The sequence below is a fragment of the Veillonellales bacterium genome (genome assembly GCA_039680175.1).
Lineage (GTDB): Bacteria > Bacillota > Negativicutes > JAAYSF01 > JAAYSF01 > JBDKTO01.
The window spans coordinates 1-19240 of the sequence record JBDKTO010000115.1 but is presented as its reverse complement, the minus strand read 5'-3'; the positions used below and the strand labels follow the sequence as shown (position 1 = coordinate 19240).

The following is a 19240-nucleotide window of genomic DNA, read 5'->3' as shown; positions in this document are numbered from 1 at the left end:
TCATAGCTCATAGCTCATAGCTCATAGCTCATAGCTCATAGCTCATAGCTCATAGCTCATAGCTCATAGCTCATAGCTCATAGCTCATAGCTCATAGCTCATAGCTCATAGCTCATCAAGATTATATTTTTTTACCCGCCAATATGTATACAAAAACCGGGAATCTCCCGGTTTCAGTTCATCTATTCCATTGCTGCCAGACGACCGCAGGTCATGGTCCCTTCACTGCAGTAATGCTGCGTTACGCAGGTGGGGCCGGCATTTTTAAACAATAACGGAGCGGCCTTACGGACTTCCGCCAGCATCAACTCCGCCATCTGCCGAATTTCCCACTGTGCCCGCATACAGCAGCGCACCTGAAAAAAGTGCAGCAGCGTCCGGGCATTCATGGTAACGACAATTTTCGTTTCCGTCGCATTCGCCAGACAATAACGGGCGTCTTCCTTTGGAATACCCAAATCGACTAATTCATCATAGGCACTGCGAATTTGATCCATCAGCGCAGTAAATTTCGTCCGGGCCGTCTCATTGGCTGCCACAGACGGGGGAAGAATATATTCAAAATTATGTTCGCCGACATACCGTTGAGACTGCTGGGAATAGGAGGCAATCCGGTGCCTTACCAGTTGGTGAGTCAGTACACGGGAAACGCCTTCAATAGCAAAAGTGAAGCTCACATGTTCCATGGTTGAGGCATGCCCCAGTTCTACAATCTTCTGCACCAATTTATCAATTTGTTCTTCTGACATGCTTTCCGCCAGTTGTTCCGCTCCCACCGGCGAATAACAAAGCCTCGCCGACATAGCCACAGTCCGTTCCGGCTCCGGAGTGTGGCAAATTAATTTTACTTTCATTGCTGTTCACCACTATTCTTATCTTTTTTTGTCATTTCCCGGGAAATAACAACAAATGCCCGCTCGGCAAGTTCAGAAAGCCGCTGCTGCTGCCCTCCCAGAAATAAATAGCCAAGCAGAGCTTCAAACCCGGTACTGTAACGATATTCGCTGACTGTCGCACTTTTTGGCACCGTTGATTTGGCATTGCGTCCCCGTCGTACCACCGCCAATTCTTCTGGCGTTAAAGTTTCTGCCAGCTGCCGATAAGCGACCGCCTGCATGCTGGCAGAAACTATTGTTGCATCATAGGTATGAAGTACCCGGACTTTGCTTTGTTCATACGCCAGAAGTCTCGTCCTGACAAACAGGGTAAAATAGGCATCGCCGATATAGGCCAATACCAATGGATGAAGCTGTTTCACCGGAATATCTTTATATTTTACCGGCAGTACGCCATCCTCACTCTGCTGCAGCGCATGCTCCAATAAAAACTGAAAATGTTCAAAATTCATCGTTTTTTCCACCGAATACCCTGGGGAGAGTCTTCCAAAACAATACCAATGGCGTTCAAACTGTCCCGAATGCCGTCAGCTGTAGCCCAATCCTTTTTCTGCCGTGCTTCCTGCCGAATGTTGATGATAATATCCAACAGCGGTTCCACAAGCTCGTCGGCGGCATCGCTCTTACCCGCTCTTTCCTGGACCAGCAGCCCCAAAATATCGGCCATGGCAAAATAAATCGCGCGAACGGCTTCAACTGCCGCATGATCACAGGAAACTTTCCCGGCAGCCACTGCACTATGATAAATATTGATTTCCTTCGTCAGGCCAAACATCATGCTGATTGCCAAAGCCGTATTAAAATCATCATCCATAGCCGCAAAAAAATCTTGCTGCGCCTTAACCGCCCCTTGCTCCATCGCCGCAGATAACTCACTGTCAGTACCCGCCGGAGTGGCTGCCAAGTCTTGTAAATGTTCCACTGCCGTACGCAGCCGTTCCAGACTTCGTCCGGCTTCCGTCAGCCTTTCGTCGCTGAAATCCAGCGGGCTGCGGTAATGGGTTGCCAAAATAAAGTAGCGCAGCACTTCTGCCGGATAATGCGCCAAAATATCTTTCACCAAGAAGAAATTGCCCAGAGATTTACTCATTTTTTCTTCATTCACAGTAATAAACCCATTGTGCAGCCAATAACGGACGAAAGGTGCCGCCCCGGTATAAGCTTCCGACTGAGCCAGTTCATTTTCATGGTGGGGAAAGATCAAATCGCTGCCGCCGCCATGAAAATCAAAACTATTACCAAGATATTTCAGAGACATGGCCGAACACTCAATATGCCATCCCGGCCTGCCGAGGCCCCAGGGGCTTTCCCAGGCAGGTTCACCCGGTTTGGCGCTCTTCCATAAGGCAAAATCCATCGGATGCTCTTTTCGTTCATCAATGCCAACCCGGGCACCGGCCTTCATATCTTCCAGACTCCGTCCGCTCAGTTTGCCGTAGTCGGCAAAACGTTCAACGCCGTAATAAACATCACCATCCACCACATAAGCAAAGCCTTTATCCACCAAAGTCTTAACCATAGCCACGATCTCCGGCATATGCTCGGAAACCCGGGGATACACATCGGCCCTACGGACATGCAGCTGGTCCATAACTTCAAAATAAGCGGCTATATAGCGATTGGCAATCACATCCCAGGTTACACCCTCCCCAGCAGCTGTTTTAATAATTTTATCATCCACATCGGTAAAATTCTGGACATGCTGTACTTTGTAGCCTTGTTTTTCCAGGTATCGTTTAATCACATCCCAGGTAACAAAGGGCCGGGCATTCCCAATATGGGGATGATTATAAGGCGTAACACCGCAGACATAAATCTTTACCTTGCCCGGTTCACCGGGTACAAACTCTTCTTTTTGTTTCGTTAGCGTGTTATATACTTTTATTGTCACGCTGCTTCAGCTCCCTTTCCAATTGTGTAACCCGCTGTTCCAGCCTGACTGCATTACGCTGCATACACAGCATCATCTCTGCTACCGGATCAGGCAGATCACTATGTTCCAAATCCACTTCATCCCTTGCATTCGCCAGCTTAACACCTTCATGCCATACAATTTTCCCCGGAATACCGACAACAGTGGAATGTGGCGGCACCTCCCGCAAAACAACTGAACCGGCGCCAATTTTCGAATCATCACCGACTTTAAAGGAGCCCAATACTTTGGCGCCGGTAGCGACCACCACATTATTGCCAATGGTCGGATGCCGCTTGCCTTTTTCCTTGCCGGTCCCCCCTAATGTCACTCCCTGATACAGAGTTACATTCTCACCCAGTTCCGCAGTCTCACCAATCACCACCCCGGTTCCATGATCAATAAACAATCCCTTACCGATGGTAGCGCCGGGATGAATCTCAATTCCTGTAAGGAACCGTCCCAGATTGGAAATCATCCGCGGCAGAAGAATCCAGCCCCGTTTATACAGATAATGGGACATACGGTGCAGCCAGATAGCATGCAGTCCCGGATAGCACAGTAAAACTTCCCAGACGCTGCGTGCCGCCGGATCCCGTTCAAAAACCGCCTTAATGTCGCTTTTTATCCTGCCAAACATCTGTACCCCTCCAACAAATATTTGCAATAAAATATAAAAAAGCCGCCGTCTCATACAGAGACGGTGGCCCGTGGTTCCACTCTGTTTGGGTTTAAAACCCCTCTCACCGCATGGTAACGGCTGCTGCCGGGCCAGCCTGCCGCTCACGGTTCAGCCAGTCAGTTCACGGGTGCATTTCAGCGTTCCTTCCCTGATATCGCTCTCAGCCAGTGACGATACCTCTCTGAGGGGTAGTTTACGCTTACTTCTCCCGTTCATCACATTTGTTGTCGGCCTGTTTCCTGCCGACCCTATTCCTATCTGCATTATACTAAGGGTAACTTTTCCTGTCAATTATATTTTAGCCAAAGTTGCTTCTATTCTGGCCAAAACCCGTTCCCTGCCTAACAGCGGGATAATTTGAAACAGCTCCGGCCCGTGCATACATCCGGTCAGGGCCACCCGGATAGGCATATATACCTTTTTGCCGCCAAGTTTCAGTTCCTTAATCATCGACTTCAGCAGGGCTTTTACATTAGCAACATCCACAACGTCCAGCGCAGAAATTTTGGTGCGAAAACTCTCCATTACTTTGGGAATATCATCATCCCGCAATACTGCTTTTGCTTCCTCGTTCTCAAATTCAATATTCTCCTTGAAAAAAATGCCAACATGATCAACAAGCTGAGCCGCATAGCTGATATGATCCTGCAAAGCAGCAACAACTTCCACCAGCCAGGTCCGCTTTTCCGTCGTCAGTTCATCCCCGATATAACCTGCGGCCCTCAGATGGGGCAATGCCAATTCCATAATTTTTTCCGGGTCGGCCTGCCGGATATAGTGTGCGTTAATCCAATTCAATTTATCAATATCAAAAACCGCCGGATTTTTGGCCACCCGCTCCATAGAAAACTGCTGAACCAATTCTTCCCGAGAAAATATCTCCTGCTCACCGGTAGGCGCCCAGCCCAGCAGGGCCAGAAAATTAACGATACCTTCCGGCAGATAGCCTAAGTCACGGTACTGCTCCACTGAAGTGGCACCATGACGCTTGCTCATCTTAGTGCGATCTTTGCCCAGAATAAGGGAAATATGGCCAAACTGCGGCAATTCAAACCCTAAGGCCTGATACAGCAGTACTTGCCGCGGGGTGTTAGACAAATGTTCTTCCGCCCGGATCACATGAGTAATCCGCATCAAGGCATCATCAATCACGACTGCGTAATTATAAACAGGAATGCCGTCTGATTTCACGATCACAAAGTCGCCAATCCCATTGGAATCAAAGCTGACAGTATCCCGCACCAAATCCTTAAATACAATCTGCTGATTTTGCGGCACCTTAAAGCGCACCACCGGCTTACGCCCTTCCGCCTCTAACCTGGCCCGGTCTTCCGCCGTCAAATTGCGGCAACGTCCCGAATAGCGGGGTGTTTCCCCCTTCGCCAGCTGTGCTTGACGCTCGGTTTCTACCTCGTCTTCACTGCAATAACAGTAATAAGCCTGACCGCTTGCCAGCATTTTCTCAGTATATTGACGATAAATATCCAGACGCTCGGTTTGATGATAAGGCCCATAAGGTCCTCCCATATCGGCCCCCTCATCCCAGGTGATTCCCAGCCACCGCAGTGCGTCTTTAATATTTTCCTCCGATTCTTTACTGGAACGTTCCAAATCCGTATCTTCGATTCTGAGCACCAGTTTGCCGCCGCATTTTTGGGCCAGCAGCCAGTTAAACAACGCCGAACGGGCACCGCCAATATGAAACGGTCCGGTCGGGCTGGGCGCAAACCGTACCCGCATTTCCTTTTGCAACATATACATTCCCTCCAAACAATTCTAGCCAATGCTATTTTAACAGATTTTCCCGAACCCTGCAAAATCAAATGGGACTAAAATTCAGTCGGAGTTTGATCTCTAGCTGAATTTTAGTCCCATTTATCCAGTGACCAAGCGGCGTTCACTGCACTTTCAATAAAAAAAAGCCATTCACAATATCCGGCGTGATAAAAGTAGTCGCCGGAACATTACCGGCAATTACCGGTTTCGCTCCATCCGTCAGAAATGTCAGCCGCCATACCATTGTATCGTCATACCACAGTTCACCCCAGGTAATCCCGTCGTCCTGGCGCACAATATTAATATTCATTTTCAAATCAGCCGCTTGAACTGGAATCGTCTGAAAAAAAATCATGGCACTCCATAGCAAAACGACCAACCAGCGCATAATAATCACCCCTTACCGAGAGAGCAGATATAAGGAGGCAAATTCATTTACGATATAATTATAATATGGATTTATTCGCGGTTTTTATTCACATTTATTTCTGCGGCAGCAACGTCGCCACTGCATAAGCGGCAATTCCTTCTCCTCTACCGGCAAAACCAAGCCCCTCTGTCGTCGTTGCTTTGACATTGACCTGCTGGATGCCAATATCCAAAGCAACTGCAATATTACGATTCATGGTTTCAATATATCCGGCTAATTTCGGTTTCTCCGCAACAATTGTCGCATCAATATTATGTGCCCTGTAGCCGTGATTTTTGATAATGAGCTTTACTCTTTCCAGAAGGAGCAGACTGGACACACCCTTGTAGCGGGGATCACTGTCAGGAAAATGACAGCCAATGTCCCCCAATGCTGCCGCTCCCAACAAAGCATCTTGAACCGCATGCAATAGTACATCCGCATCCGAATGGCCTTCCAGCCCTTTCCTATAGGGTATATCCACCCCCCCCAGTATCAGCTTGCGGCCTTCCACCAAGCAATGTACGTCATACCCCATTCCCATACGCAGCATGTCCTGTTTCTCTCCCTGCTTCATCAATGCCTGAGCTATAATCAGGTCTTCCGGCGTCGTGATTTTAATATTCCGGTAACTACCGGCTACAATTTTTACCGGTATCCCCAGTCGTTCCACCAAGCCAGCATCATCCGTGCCCAAGTACTGCCGCCGGTCTGCCTCCAGGTAAGCTTGGCGAAGCAACCCGGCCTCAAACGCCTGGGGAGTTTGCATCGCCCAGAGAGCTTTCCGTTCTGGCGTTTCTGTAATAAACCCTGCCTCATTCACGCTTTTTATCGTATCCTTGACCGGGACTGCAATTCCTGCCGCCCGGTACTGTCTGGCTGTCGCGATGACCTGTTCAATCGCCGGAGCTTCCACCAGCGGCCGGGCGCCATCATGGATCACTATGATATCCGTCTCTGTCTCAATCGCGGTCAGCGCCCTGGCAATAGAATACTGCCGCTCGCTGCCGCCTTCCACTACCTGCCAGGGCTTAACATCTGTCAAATTTCTCAGCAATTCCTCCACCTGTGCCGCTTCGCCGGCGGCAGACACAATCACCAGACTGTCCACTGCCGGACAGTGAGAAAACATCCGTACACTATGTACCAGGATTGGGCAATCAAAAAGGGGGATAAAAATCTTGTTTATCCCCCCGCCCATACGTCTGCCTTGTCCGGCGGCAGCAATAACCGCTGTCACCTTCATATCTTTTAGGCTCCTTTTTCCACAGCCTTGAGTTTGGCAAAAATCATCCGACCGGCTGCTGTCTGCAATACCGATGTTACCAGTACGGTAACGGTCTCCCCAATATACTTCTTACCGCCATCTACTACAATCATAGTGCCATCATCCAGATAGGCTACTCCCTGACCAAATTCCTTACCGTCTTTCACGATACGAACCGTCATCTCTTCCCCCGGCAGTACCACCGGCTTCACGGCATTGGACAGCTCGTTAATATTCAATACCTGTACACCCTGAAGTTCGGCAACCTTATTCAGATTGTAATCATTAGTAAGCACTTTGGCTCCCAGGAGCTGGCCCAGTTTGACCAGTTTGGAATCCACTTCAGCGATATCTTCGAAATCATGGTTGTCAATTTTAACAAGCATCCCCAAGTCCTTTTGAATGCGGTTCAGTATATCCAGGCCGCGGCGTCCCCGATTGCGTTTTAATAAATCGGAAGAATCCGCAATATGCTGCAGTTCCTCCAAAACAAAAACCGGTATAAGCAGCGTTCCCTCAATAAAACCGCTCTTGCAAATATCGGCAATGCGTCCGTCAATGATCACACTGGTGTCGAGTATCTTGCACCCGCAGGCACTCTCCTCATGTTTATCCTTCTGACGATCCTTGCCCACCCAGGGTATAGACCCCAGCAGACTAAATAATTCCTCCCGCTTGTGAATGGCGATGTTAATTCCCAAATAACCGAGAATAATGCTAAGCACACCCGGAACGTAGCTACCGACAATTGGAATCGGTAAGAATGCGGAACCCAACAAATTGGAAATTATAAGTCCTATTGCAAGACCGATAGCTCCCGCCACAACATCATATACCGGCATTTTGTTCAGTCGTGCTTCTACCCAGTAAGTAAATTGCCATAAATACTTAATAAAAAACGGAGCAACTAAGAACCCAATCGCACCACCTATGGCCGCACCGAAAATAAGAGACAGAATCGCAGCCACAGTACTGCCGAATATACCCATGCGCAAAAAATCAACACTTACGATGGAAGGTAAAAAACGGCTGATCCATTCCGTCAGCATTAATCCGGCAATTGCTGTCAGTACCGTAATCACAGCACGTAAAATTTTATCTAACAAACTCCTTCACCCCCTCTCATCCCTATACTTAATTATTAATTATATAGGAAATTCCCCTTTCCCACAAGCATTCCCGTTAAAAGGAAAAACGTGGAAATCAAATTCTATTTTAACCATAAATGGGCAAAAAAATACGTCAGTTTCCTGGCGTACTTCCTTGTATTAAACCGCTTAGCCATTCTTCCACACTATTTACATCCTTACCGCAAGCCAATACCAGTTCGCTGACTAAAATTTGTCGGGCGGTATCCAACAGTCTCCGTTCTCCGGTAGACAACTTTTTTGCCTGATCCTGCAGCATCAAATTGCGTACGACCTCTGCCACCTCATATATACTGCCACTTTTTATTTTAGACAGATTCAAATTAAATCGGCGATTCCAACTGGTATTCACCGGCGAAGCAGCGGCTTGCAAAATACCAGCCACCTTTTCCACTTCCGGCGGACCAATCACTTCCCGCAGACCAACATTATCTACATTTTTTAGCGGGATCATGACTCTCATGCCGCCATAAGGCATTGTAAGGATATAATAAAGTTGTCGCTGCCCAAGCACCTCATGCTCTTCAATGGCTTCAATCACACCAGCGCCATGCATGGGATAAACCACTTTGTCCCCTACACTCAACACTCGCAGCACCTCCTGCTATGGAAAAATTATAGCATAAAGATTCGTTTTTGTCAAAATTATTTATTTTAGCATAGCATTGCGCCTGTTGTCAATAATAAAAACTCAATTTTGTGCCGCACTTACCCCACACGCCTTATATTCCAGTTCTCAATTACCAACATTGCTGATCCTTTTCGGTCAAACCCATTGACAACGGTAGACCGGTATTTATATAATTAATTTTAAAGTGAGGTGTCGCGATAAATGCAAGCGAAATGTTGCCAGGATTTTCAGAACGCTGTTGATGACTACTTGATCCGCCACCGTAGTGTACTCGATGTTTTAACCAAATATCAGGAATCTACCGCCCGCGTTAACCGGGCATTTGCGAAAGCCGTCACCGAATGCGGCTGTATTACTGTTAACGCATCCCGTCAGCAAGTTCCGGCTGATACCCAATACAGCGATTTAAAAAGCTTTATGTCTTCTCATCTGTCAGGTATACCTTGTGATAGCTGTCAGGAAATTCTAACCAAGGAAATCGGCCATAATCTGTTTTATTTAGCAGCTTTATGTAATTTATCGGGATTAAAGCTGGAAGACGTACTGAACCGGGAGTTCGACAATGTAACTACGTTAGGATTTTTTCACCTCTCCTAGCAAAATTCATAAGAGTAAAAAGTACAGCGATCATCGCTGTACTTTTTTTACTCTTCCTTCCCCTTACATAAACCTTCTGTTAAGAGGAAATGATACCAGTAATCATATTTTTGATAATGAGGTGTGACCATGCTGCGCCTACTCTTTGCCGCATTATCCGTCCTATGGCTGCTTGGCACCTTTCCCGGATTCAGTGTAGCGGCATCATCCGTTTCTTGGGAGAATCAGGAAATCGATGACGGCTATATTACGGCCATTGATGATAGCGGCATTATCATCCTGCAAACCGGACTTACGGTTCATCCCGGCGACCATTATATTGACGAAGCAAACCATCTCTACGAAATTACCGCGGTTGAAGGAAGAATGGCAAAAGCACGGGTTCTCTCCGGCAGAGCAATTCTGTTTGACGAAGCCGTGGCAGTTCCCGCCCAGGCCGCTCCGTCTCGGCCGATCATTGCCGTTTATCACACCCATACGGATGAAAGCTATATTCCCACTGATGGCAAAGCCTCCATTTCCGGCAGGGGCAGCATCATGCTGGTAGGCGATGCTCTTACCAGTCGTCTGGCGGAACTGGGGTTTCAGACCATCCATGATAAAACCCTGCATGAGCCTCATGATGCCAATGCTTACCAGCGCTCCCGCCGCACTTTCCTAAAACTGCTGAAGCAACAGCCGGCAACGTTATTTGATCTTCATCGGGACAGTGCGCCTGTCGCTTTCTACCAAACCACCATAAACGGGCAGACAGCCGCTAAAATTTTATTGGTAGTCGGCCAGCAGAACCAAAATCAAGCCACTACTCTCGATTATGCCAAAAGAATTAAAGCAGCGGCAGACGCCAGATACAAGAGCCTCATCCGGGGAATTTTCATCGCCCGCGGCAATTATAATCAGGATTTAAATCCCCGGTCGATGCTGCTTGAGATTGGCACCCAGTATAATACATTGCAAGCTGCCGCCTACAGCGCCACCCTCTTCGCCGATGTTGTCCCTTCCTTTTTGCCTCCCGGCCCAGTCCCGGACTCTGCCGCTGCAATCTCCGGCGACAGCAATCCGATCCCGCCTGCTGGAATGACTGATACTGCGGCCGGGGACGCGGCCGGCGCTGCGGCCGAATTTCCCGAAAGTACCGTTCACGATCTGTTTTTTATCCTGGCAGCTTTCATCCTCGGTGCCATCGCCTACCTTTATCTCAGCACCGGCAGCTGGCAGGAGGCCAAAGCAAAATTAGCACGTTTTCGCAAATATGAATTCATCAATTTTTTCGGCTCCCGTAAAAAGCGGAAAGACTAAGGAGTTGTCGCTTATGGCAATGGCGGGAAAACGCCGTCTGTTCTATTGGGGCAGTGGAATTATACTATGTGGTATCATTGTTTTCAGCCTGAGTATGCTGCATCTGTTACCCCTTAATATTTTATCGGTACAGCAAAAGCCGGAACAGCCCCCGCAGAAAGTATATGATTACTATCTCATTATTGACGAAGACGACGGGCATACCATTATGTACGTCCCCTTAGTAGTCAATCTGGGGGATGAGGTACTGTCGGAAGACAACCGTTATTACCAAATCGTCAAAATCGAGGAGAATCGGGCTTATGCCCGCTTTATTAAAACCCTGGATCTGGAAAAATACAAACAAAAGCTTCCGTCCCAAGAAAATCCCGCTAAAACAAGCGAACCATAGCCCGCCGTAAAATTGCTACATATGACCGTCGAGCAGTGCCTGTTCCCGCACACGTTTTAAACCGTCTTTGATTGTTTTTGCCCGAACTTCGCCAATCCCATCCACATCATCCAGCTCCGTGATGGTTGCATTATAGATGTGATGCAGTGTTTTGAAATGCGCCACCAGATTTTCAACAACCAGTGACGGCAGTCTGGGAATCAGCTGCAGCGCCCGGTAGCCCCGAGGCGCAACCGGTATGTCGATGGCATTGGGAGTAACGCCATATCCCAAAATGCGGCATACATTATATGGCTCCAGATTTTCTTCCGACAGCTCGGCCAGCTGAACTCCGGCCTGTTCATGAGCTGTGCTGCCGGAACTAAGACAATAATCCTTAATTAAAAACTGAACATCATCTTCTTCCGAAATTACTTCTTCCATCTGCATGCTGATAAGCCGGCCTTCCCGTCCCAGTTCAATAATATCCCTGGCAATATCCCTGGCAATGCGTTTGACCTTTTCCGCCCGGATCACCAACGATGCCACATCCGCTAAAGTGGCCAAATCCTCAAACTCCAAAGCGCTTAATGTAATTAACCCTTTGCTCAGCACCGCCTTGTATTTTTCCAGCGCCTGCAGCGCTTGGTTTGCCCGATTGAGTATTACGGCAATATCCTTGAGCGTATAACGCAAATTCCCCAAATATAAAGTAACCAGGTTGCGTCTCTGGGAAATAGCAATCACCAAGGCGCCTGTCTGCCGGGCCACCCGTTCCGCCGTCCGGTGGCGGGTACCGGTTTCCCTGGTAATAATATTGGAATTCGGCACCAGCTGGGCATTGGCATAAATAATATGGCTGGCATCATTGGATAAGACCAAGGCACCATCCATTTTAGCCAATTCATAAAAACCGGCCGGCGTATACTCACAGTTTAGCAAAAACCCGCCGTCCACTACTTCCATAAGCGCCGGGCTGTCGCCAACCAATATCAACGCTCCCATTTTTGCCCGCAAAATATTCTCCAGGCCCTCCCGCAGAGGCGTACCAGGTGCAACTGATTGCAGCGTTTTAATAAATCTGGCATCCCATAATCGTTCTTCCCGATTTTTACTCATACACCATGACCTCCATCGCCTCTGAAACATTGGTTTTCCTTTTTCTGAAACAAACTATCATATACGACTTCGCTGCGGTAAAATCCTGCCCCCCTTTTACATCTATCCGCATCTATATTTATTCCAGAGCCGCTTCCAATCCTTCGGCCACTGTTTCCACTCCCACCAAAGGTATCGACGAAGCCAGGGAAAGCCCTTTTACATTGCCTTGCGGCAAAATAATTTTCTTAAAGCCCATCTTTTCCGCTTCCCGAATACGGGATTCCGCCTGAGTCACAGCCCGCACTTCACCGGCCAAACCCACTTCACCGAAGACAGCCGTATTCCCTGCCGTCCTGCGATTGCGGAAACTGGAAGTCAAAGCCACTGCCACTCCCAAATCAATTGCCGGCTCCTCTACCTTAATGCTGCCGGCCACTTTTACGTACACATCGGAATTTCCCAACAGCAGTCCCACTCTTTTTTCCAGCACAGCCAGCAAAAGCTGAATCCGCTTACTATCCACACTATCGGAGGTCCGCCGCGGCGGCATAAAGGGAGAACTGCTGACCAAAGCCTGAATCTCCACTAATAAGGGTCTGGTTCCTTCAATCGTCGGCACAACAACACTGCCGGGCACATTCAGCGGCCGCTCGGACAAAAACAACTTGGAAGCATCCGGCACATCCAGCAGTCCTTCACTGCGCATCTCGAATAACCCGATCTCATTGGTACTGCCAAAACGATTTTTTACCGCCCGCAGCACCCGGAACTGGGAATTCCGTTCCCCCTCAAAGTAAAGCACCGTATCCACAATATGCTCCAAAACCCTCGGCCCTGCCAGCGTACCGTCTTTCGTAACATGCCCCACTATGAAAGTAGCAATCGAGTGCGTCTTTGCCAGCCGCAGCAACTGAGCCGCACTTTCCCGTACTTGACTTACGCTGCCCGGCGCACTTTGAAGTTCCGGCCGGAATACTGTTTGAATCGAATCAATAACTAGTACATCCGGCTTTAATTTCAAAGCATGCTGCTCAATCACATCCAAATTGGTCTCACTCAGCACATATAGTTCATTCTCAACAGCCTTCAGCCGGTCGGCCCGCATCCTGACCTGGCGGGTACTTTCTTCGCCGGTAACATACAGCACCTTTCCCCGCTGCCTGGCCACATAGGAGCAAACCTTAAGTGTCAGACTGGATTTTCCCACTCCGGGATCGCCCACCACCAGCACCATTGAACCGGGAATTCCGCCGCCGCCGAGAACCCGATCCAATTCACCGGACCCGGTAGAAAAACGGGGCGCATCTTTGGTATCCACCTCGCCAATCGGCACCGGCGACAACCCGGTAGATAATCCCAGAGCGATTCCCGCCTTAGAAGGTTCAGGCGCAATCACCTCTTCCACCATCGTATTCCATCCGCCGCAGCCCGGACACTTTCCCAGCCATTTTCCCGTGTCATAGCCGCATTCCTGGCAAACGAAAGCCGTTCTGCGTTTTCCCATCGGTTCACATCCTAATTAAATATATTTTTTATCATACAGAAAGCACTTTAAGGATGAAGGAGCAACCTTCATCCTTAAAGTGCTTTCGCTATTGAAATAACATTTTCCTGCCCTGATCCGGCAAAGAGCAGCTACTAAGCTTTCTTCAGAAAAGTCAGTTTACCGGTTTCAGCGGCATCCACCTGTATCGTATCGCCGGCAGTCACCTGCCGCTGGAGCATCAGTTCGGCAATCTTGTCTTCCACCAGCTTTTGAATGGCCCGGCGAAGGGGACGGGCGCCATAAGCATAATCCTTGCCTGCTTTCAACAGTTCTCCTTTGGCCTTATCGCTTACTTCCAGGCTAAGATTATTTTCCCGCAACCGCTTCACCACTTCCTTCAGCATAATATCGACAATTCTTCTAAGTTCCTCATCCGTCAGGCTGCTAAAGACAATTAATTCATCGACACGGTTCAAAAACTCCGGCCGGAAAGTTTTCTTGACTTCGGTCAGCACTTTGGCCTTGGCAGCTTCCGCACTCTGCTCCGCTGTTTCGTCGGCAACAAAGCCGAGAGCGGCAGTATCCTTTTTTAGATGATTCGCCCCAACATTGGAAGTCATAACAATAACCGTATTTTTAAAATCCACCGTTCGTCCCTGACTGTCGGTTAAACGCCCGTCTTCCAGTACCTGGAGAAGAATATTAAAAACATCATAATGAGCTTTCTCAATCTCATCCAGCAGAATCACCGCATACGGCTTCCGGCGTACGGCATCCGTCAGCTGGCCGCCTTCTTCATAGCCCACATAGCCGGGAGGGGCGCCCACCAAACGGGATACCGTATATTTCTCCATATACTCGGACATATCCAGCCGGATCATAGCATCCTCGTCACCAAACATTGCCTCGGCCAAAGCCCTGGCCAGCTCTGTTTTGCCCACGCCGGTAGGTCCCAGAAAAATAAAGGAACCAATCGGCCGTTTCGGATCCTTCAATCCGGCCCGGGCTCGCCGTACTGCTCTGGCCACAGCCTGAACCGGTTCATTCTGTCCAACCACCCGCTGATGCAGCACTTTCTCCAGCTTCAGCAAACGCTCCGATTCTGCCTGGGCCAATTTTTCCACCGGAATTCCGGTCCAGGTAGCAACCACATGAGCAATGTCTTCTTCGGTTACGATGATCCGGTCATTACCCTGCTGTAGCCGTTCTTTCTGCTTGCCTTCCAATTCCTGACAAATTTTTTGCTCTTCGTCCCGAAGTTTAGCCGCCTGCTCAAACTCCTGCGCTGTAATGGCAGCTTCCTTTTCCATTTGAACTTTTCCCAGCCGTTTTTCCATTTCTTTCACATCCGGCGGTGGTGAAAAAGCGCCCAAACGCACCCGTGAAGCCGCCTCATCCATCAGATCAATCGCTTTATCCGGCAGAAACCGGTCGGAAATATAGCGATGGGATAACTTTACAGCCGCTTCAATCGCCGCATCGGTAATTTTAGCCCGGTGAAACGCCTCATATTTATCCCGGATTCCCCGTAAAATCGCAACAGAATCTTCTTCCGACGGCTCATTGACCATAATGGGCTGAAACCGTCTTTCCAAAGCCGCGTCTTTCTCAATATGCTTTTTATATTCGTTCAAAGTCGTTGCACCAATCGCCTGCAGTTCTCCTCTGGCAAGAGCCGGCTTCAGAATATTGGCCGCATCAATGGCTCCTTCCGCCGCACCCGCGCCAATCAACGTATGGAGTTCATCAATAAACAGAATCACATTGCCGGCCTGACGGATTTCGTCCATAATTTTTTTCATTCGTTCCTCAAACTCGCCGCGATATTTAGCACCGGCAACAATGGAAGCCACATTTAAAGAAACAACCCGCTTACTGCTCAACAATTCCGGCACCTTATTTTCAATAATACGCTGAGCCAGGCCTTCGGCCACTGCCGTCTTTCCTACCCCCGGCTCACCAATCAGAACAGGATTATTCTTCGTCCGCCGGCAAAGGATCTGCAGTACCCGTTCAATCTCCATATCCCGGCCGATGACCGGATCAATCTTTCCTTCCTGTGCCAGTTTATTCAGATCCCGGCCAAATTCATCCAGCAGGGGAGTAGTCCCAGCTGCTGCCTGCTGACTGGCCATTTGAGGCTGGGGTGTATTGCCGGACATCATGTAGCCGCCTAATAATTCAATAACCCTCTGGCGAACCTGATTCACATCGGCACCTAAACTGGCCAGCACTTTGGCTGCGACACCTTCCCCTTCCTCAATTAATCCCAGTAAAATGTGTTCGGTCCCCACATAATTATGTCCCATTTGCATTCCTTCATTGATAGCCAACTCAATCACCTTCTTCGCCCGAGGAGTATACCCAATTTCCTGGTTTGATGACTGGCCCCGGCCGATCAATTGTTCCACCGTGGCCCGCACAACTTCCAGATTAATATTCAGCGATGCCAGAGCTTTGGCAGCGACTCCTTCCCCTTCATGAACGAGTCCCAGCAAAAGATGCTCCGTGCCAATATAATCATGGCCCAGGTGAACTGCTTCCTGCTGAGCCAGTATCAGCACCCGCTGGGCCCGCTCGGTAAATCTGCTAAGCATACCTCATTTCCCCCTTTTTAGAAAATTATTATTTACGGTTTATCCTGTCCCGAATCATTTTTGCTCTGAATTGATCTCTCTCCGCTGCTTTCAAATCGGTTCTTCCCACCGCCTTTTGCAAAAAATTCGGCCGGGTCGAAACCAATAGTTCATTAAAAATACCGGCAGGCGCTTCATCAATAATTTCCAAATCAATTCCCAGCCGTACCTCGCTCAGCATAGCCATGGCCTCCTGACTGGAAATGCTTCTGGCATAACGTAGCGTGCCAAAAGCCCGCCATACCCGGTCAGCCAGCATACTGCCTGACTGTTCCTTCAATATACTGCGGGCCCGCCGCTCATGATCAACCACTTGTTTGACCACACTGTATAAACTGTCAATGATACCCTGCTCCGTATAACCAAGTGTCAATTGGTTGGAAATTTGATAAATATTTCCTACCGCTTCCGTTCCCTCGCCATACAATCCCCGCACCGCCAGTCCCAATTGAGTGGCGGCATTAAATATCCGGCTGGTTTGCCGGGTTAGCGCCAATGCCGGTAAATGCAGCATCACTGATGCCCTAAGTCCGGTTCCCAGATTGGTGGGACAAGCGGTTAAATACCCCATCTGCTCATTAAAAGCAATATCCAGCTTTGCTTCCAGCCCGTCGTCAATCTGATTTGCCAAGGCTAAGGCCTCCCCCAGATTAAGCCCCGGCATCAGGCACTGTATCCGCAAATGGTCTTCTTCATTGATCATGACGCTTATCGCCGTGTCCTCCCGCAAAAGCAGGGCACGATTTTTCGGCTCCTGTATATGATTGGGACTGACAATATGTTTTTCCACCAATACATAGCGCTGCAAGGGCAGTAATTTGTCCAATTCAACAAACAAATATTTTCCCTGGTCGATCATGTTCAATTCAGCCGCCGCTACCTTGACCTGCGTTACGACGCCGGCAAGCTGTCCCTCATTTGCCCGGTTGGGAAAAGGTATCTCTTCCAGATTTCGAGCTAAGCGAATCCGGCTGGACAATGCAATATCCCCGTCTAAACCAGACCCGTTCATCCATGGCGTCAGGGGTTGCTCCAGCAAAGTTTCTATTGACATTGACATTGCCTCCCCGTTCCGTCCGTCTTGATTTCACTGGATTTTTGCTCTAAATTTCGAATTTCATCCCGCAGGACGGCCGCCTGTTCATATTCCTCCCGGGCCACATGCTGCTCCAATTCCTGGCGCAGACGTTTCAACTGCTGCATGATTTCCAGCGCCCCGCCGGTTCGCTTCGGCATCTTCCCGGTATGAACACTGGATCCATGAATCCGGTGCAGCAAAGGCTCCAGCCGTGAACCAAAGGTAGTATAGCAAACACTGCAGCCGATTTTCCCATTGCGGCTAAAATCACTGTACGTCATACCGCACAGCGGGCAAGCTGTCTCATTGTGATTTTGCGGTGAATCAAAACATTGATTCACCATACCTTTGAGAAAATCATGAACAGAGATTTTATTATCCACTAAAAAGCTGATTTCGCCGTTTTCCTTAGCGCATTGCTCGCACAAATGCTTTTCAACTTTCTGATTATTTACGATTTTGGTAATATGCATACAAGCAATCCTTTTTTTACATTCATCACACAACATCCTACATCCCTCCTAGGCTAAATCGGCCAATGCCGTCAATAGCGACCGCAGCATGTCTCTTCGTTCTTCCGGCAAAATCCGCTCACCCATTAAATCAAAAAAGTGAACAATAAGCACCGCCTCCCGTCCCGTCATCAGTCCGTGGCTGACAAAGTGGTGCAGCACATCTGCCACATCCTGCCGGGATACGGTATCATTGATTTGCTCTACTCCGTCATTATAAACAACTTCCTGCAACGGAATCCTCGCAATGCGGACAAAGCCTCCCGAGCCCCGTCTCGACTCTACAATAAATCCCCGATCCACCGTAAACCGGGTACTGAGCACATAGCTCACCTGAGAAGGAGCGCAATCAATCTCCTCGGCAATTTCATTCCGGCGCAAAACTACAATATCATCCTCTTCGCCGGATAACTTGCGTAAAATAAACTGTTCAATAAAATCCGCCAGATTAGCCACAATATCACCCGCTTTAATTTTGACTATTCGACCTTGTGTTTCTATTATATTTGACTATTTGACTTTTTGCAAGAAATTATTTCACAATACATCCCTTAATCGTAAAGGTTCCTCATTTCCGATATTTTTTTCTCCACCAGGAATAGATTAGATATAGGGCAACCAAGGCCATTAACGTGTTATTTACCAGCTTGAACTCATGCGCCAAATATTGCGGCTCCCAGTAAGATACGGGGCTATGTACCGCAGATAAAGACAAAGGGTAAAGATAATAATTGGCATATGCCCCGTGCGTAAGGCCGTCAACCAACAAATGGCTGCCCCAGCCAACTGCAAATGATTGCATTTGATTCACTACAGGCAGCAGGGTACAGAGGAAAAAAGCACCCCAAACGACTACAGAATGGCCCAATAAATCAATGTTCACCACCCAGGGATGAAGCGGCAAAAAAGACATTAGAATGGCGGGACTCATTGATAACAGTTCCGTCCAGCCAATCTGTCCCTGAACCAGCATCAGAATTACCAGCACAATATAAATATAGTCCGGTAACATTGACCCGGCAACAAATTGCCACACTTTTCCATGATGCCTGGTAAAAAAATACATCCAAAAGCCATGATGTAAGGTATACATAGCCACCGCCTATTTAATCTGAATTATCCAATCCACCTTTAGTGTGGCACAGTAAATAGGCCGATATGTACTTTGATTTGAAAATGCAGAAATTTTAAACCGCAAAGGTTGATCGTACAATCTGATCTTTCTCTGTTTTCTCAGCGCTCCCCATTTTTATTCTCCGGTGTGTCATAGCAGCGTCATGGGGTTTCCTCAAAAAAAAAGAGAGCCTAATCCGCCAATGTCATTAAGTTAAAGCATATAGGATAAATTCCCAAAAGAACCGAGTACGAAAAAAGCGTACCCGGTTCTTTTTTTTGTACAAAAAGATTGACAAACAGACGAAAATATGCGGCGAAGCCCCT

General features: G+C 48.4%; 19 protein-coding genes and 1 other annotated feature. Of the genes, 3 read left to right on the top strand and 16 right to left on the bottom strand.

Annotation, left to right across the window (positions count from 1 at the left end):
- Positions 1-182: 182 nt before the first annotated feature.
- The 9 genes from thyX to ABFC84_18110 all read right to left on the bottom strand — a co-directional run bounded on the left by thyX (position 183) and on the right by ABFC84_18110 (position 8679).
- Positions 183-854: an FAD-dependent thymidylate synthase gene (gene thyX, locus ABFC84_18150; protein MEN6414663.1), complete on the bottom strand. Its 672-nt coding sequence runs from the start codon at positions 852-854 to the stop codon at positions 183-185.
- On the bottom strand, positions 851-1348 hold the full coding sequence (locus ABFC84_18145) for a ribonuclease III domain-containing protein (protein MEN6414662.1): 498 nt from the start codon (positions 1346-1348) through the stop codon (positions 851-853). Before ABFC84_18145 ends, thyX begins: the two co-directional genes overlap by 4 nt.
- Complete coding sequence (cysS, locus tag ABFC84_18140; protein ID MEN6414661.1) at positions 1345-2787, bottom strand: cysteine--tRNA ligase; 1443 nt, start codon at positions 2785-2787, stop codon at positions 1345-1347. The genes ABFC84_18145 and cysS overlap by 4 nt, the downstream gene beginning before the upstream one ends.
- A complete protein-coding gene (gene cysE, locus ABFC84_18135) occupies positions 2768-3502 on the bottom strand; it encodes a serine O-acetyltransferase (protein ID MEN6414660.1) in 735 nt (244 codons plus the stop codon). The genes cysS and cysE overlap by 20 nt, the downstream gene beginning before the upstream one ends.
- Positions 3502-3715, bottom strand: a binding site (T-box leader). It overlaps the preceding gene by 1 nt.
- A 66-nt stretch (positions 3716-3781) precedes the next feature.
- Positions 3782-5230 carry a glutamate--tRNA ligase gene (gene gltX / locus ABFC84_18130; protein MEN6414659.1) on the bottom strand — a complete coding sequence of 483 codons (1449 nt, stop codon included), beginning with the start codon at positions 5228-5230 and terminating at the stop codon, positions 3782-3784.
- Positions 5231-5387: 157 nt separating this feature from the next.
- Positions 5388-5654, bottom strand: coding sequence for a hypothetical protein (locus tag ABFC84_18125; GenBank protein ID MEN6414658.1), 267 nt, complete (start codon positions 5652-5654; stop codon positions 5388-5390).
- Between the two features lie 94 nt (positions 5655-5748).
- The gene (ispD, locus tag ABFC84_18120) at positions 5749-6921 is read right to left on the bottom strand and encodes a 2-C-methyl-D-erythritol 4-phosphate cytidylyltransferase (protein MEN6414657.1); all 1173 of its coding nucleotides are present in this window, start codon (positions 6919-6921) and stop codon (positions 5749-5751) included.
- A 5-nt stretch (positions 6922-6926) separates the two neighbouring features.
- Entirely contained in the window at positions 6927-8048 is a 1122-nt protein-coding gene (locus ABFC84_18115) for a PIN/TRAM domain-containing protein (protein ID MEN6414656.1), read from the bottom strand.
- 136 nt (positions 8049-8184) lie between these two features.
- Positions 8185-8679 carry a CarD family transcriptional regulator gene (locus tag ABFC84_18110; GenBank protein ID MEN6414655.1) on the bottom strand — a complete coding sequence of 165 codons (495 nt, stop codon included), beginning with the start codon at positions 8677-8679 and terminating at the stop codon, positions 8185-8187.
- 243 nt (positions 8680-8922) lie between these two features.
- Between ABFC84_18110 and ABFC84_18105 the strand changes: the two genes are divergently transcribed.
- The 3 genes from ABFC84_18105 (at position 8923) to ABFC84_18095 (ending at position 11008) form a co-directional block, all read left to right on the top strand.
- Entirely contained in the window at positions 8923-9318 is a 396-nt protein-coding gene (locus tag ABFC84_18105) for a DUF1573 domain-containing protein (GenBank protein ID MEN6414654.1), read from the top strand.
- A gap of 129 nt (positions 9319-9447) precedes the next feature.
- Complete coding sequence (gene spoIIP, locus ABFC84_18100) at positions 9448-10617, top strand: stage II sporulation protein P (protein MEN6414653.1); 1170 nt, start codon at positions 9448-9450, stop codon at positions 10615-10617.
- 13 nt (positions 10618-10630) lie between these two features.
- Positions 10631-11008, top strand: a complete 378-nt coding sequence (locus ABFC84_18095; GenBank protein ID MEN6414652.1) for a hypothetical protein — start codon at positions 10631-10633, stop codon at positions 11006-11008.
- 15 nt (positions 11009-11023) lie between these two features.
- On the opposite strand, the gene disA is transcribed toward ABFC84_18095, so the two are convergent.
- The 7 genes from disA to ABFC84_18060 form a co-directional block, all read right to left on the bottom strand.
- Positions 11024-12106, bottom strand: a complete 1083-nt coding sequence (gene disA, locus ABFC84_18090) for a DNA integrity scanning diadenylate cyclase DisA (GenBank protein ID MEN6414651.1) — start codon at positions 12104-12106, stop codon at positions 11024-11026.
- A 118-nt stretch (positions 12107-12224) separates the two neighbouring features.
- Entirely contained in the window at positions 12225-13592 is a 1368-nt protein-coding gene (gene radA / locus ABFC84_18085; protein MEN6414650.1) for a DNA repair protein RadA, read from the bottom strand.
- Between the two features lie 134 nt (positions 13593-13726).
- Positions 13727-16171, bottom strand: a complete 2445-nt coding sequence (locus ABFC84_18080; protein ID MEN6414649.1) for an ATP-dependent Clp protease ATP-binding subunit — start codon at positions 16169-16171, stop codon at positions 13727-13729.
- A gap of 28 nt (positions 16172-16199) precedes the next feature.
- Positions 16200-17264 carry a protein arginine kinase gene (locus tag ABFC84_18075; protein ID MEN6414648.1) on the bottom strand — a complete coding sequence of 355 codons (1065 nt, stop codon included), beginning with the start codon at positions 17262-17264 and terminating at the stop codon, positions 16200-16202.
- Positions 17255-17797: a UvrB/UvrC motif-containing protein gene (locus ABFC84_18070; protein MEN6414647.1), complete on the bottom strand. Its 543-nt coding sequence runs from the start codon at positions 17795-17797 to the stop codon at positions 17255-17257. The genes ABFC84_18075 and ABFC84_18070 overlap by 10 nt, the downstream gene beginning before the upstream one ends.
- Positions 17798-17809: 12 nt before the next feature.
- The gene (locus ABFC84_18065) at positions 17810-18256 is read right to left on the bottom strand and encodes a CtsR family transcriptional regulator (protein ID MEN6414646.1); all 447 of its coding nucleotides are present in this window, start codon (positions 18254-18256) and stop codon (positions 17810-17812) included.
- A gap of 112 nt (positions 18257-18368) precedes the next feature.
- Complete coding sequence (locus ABFC84_18060) at positions 18369-18893, bottom strand: hypothetical protein (protein MEN6414645.1); 525 nt, start codon at positions 18891-18893, stop codon at positions 18369-18371.
- Positions 18894-19240 lie beyond the last annotated feature (347 nt).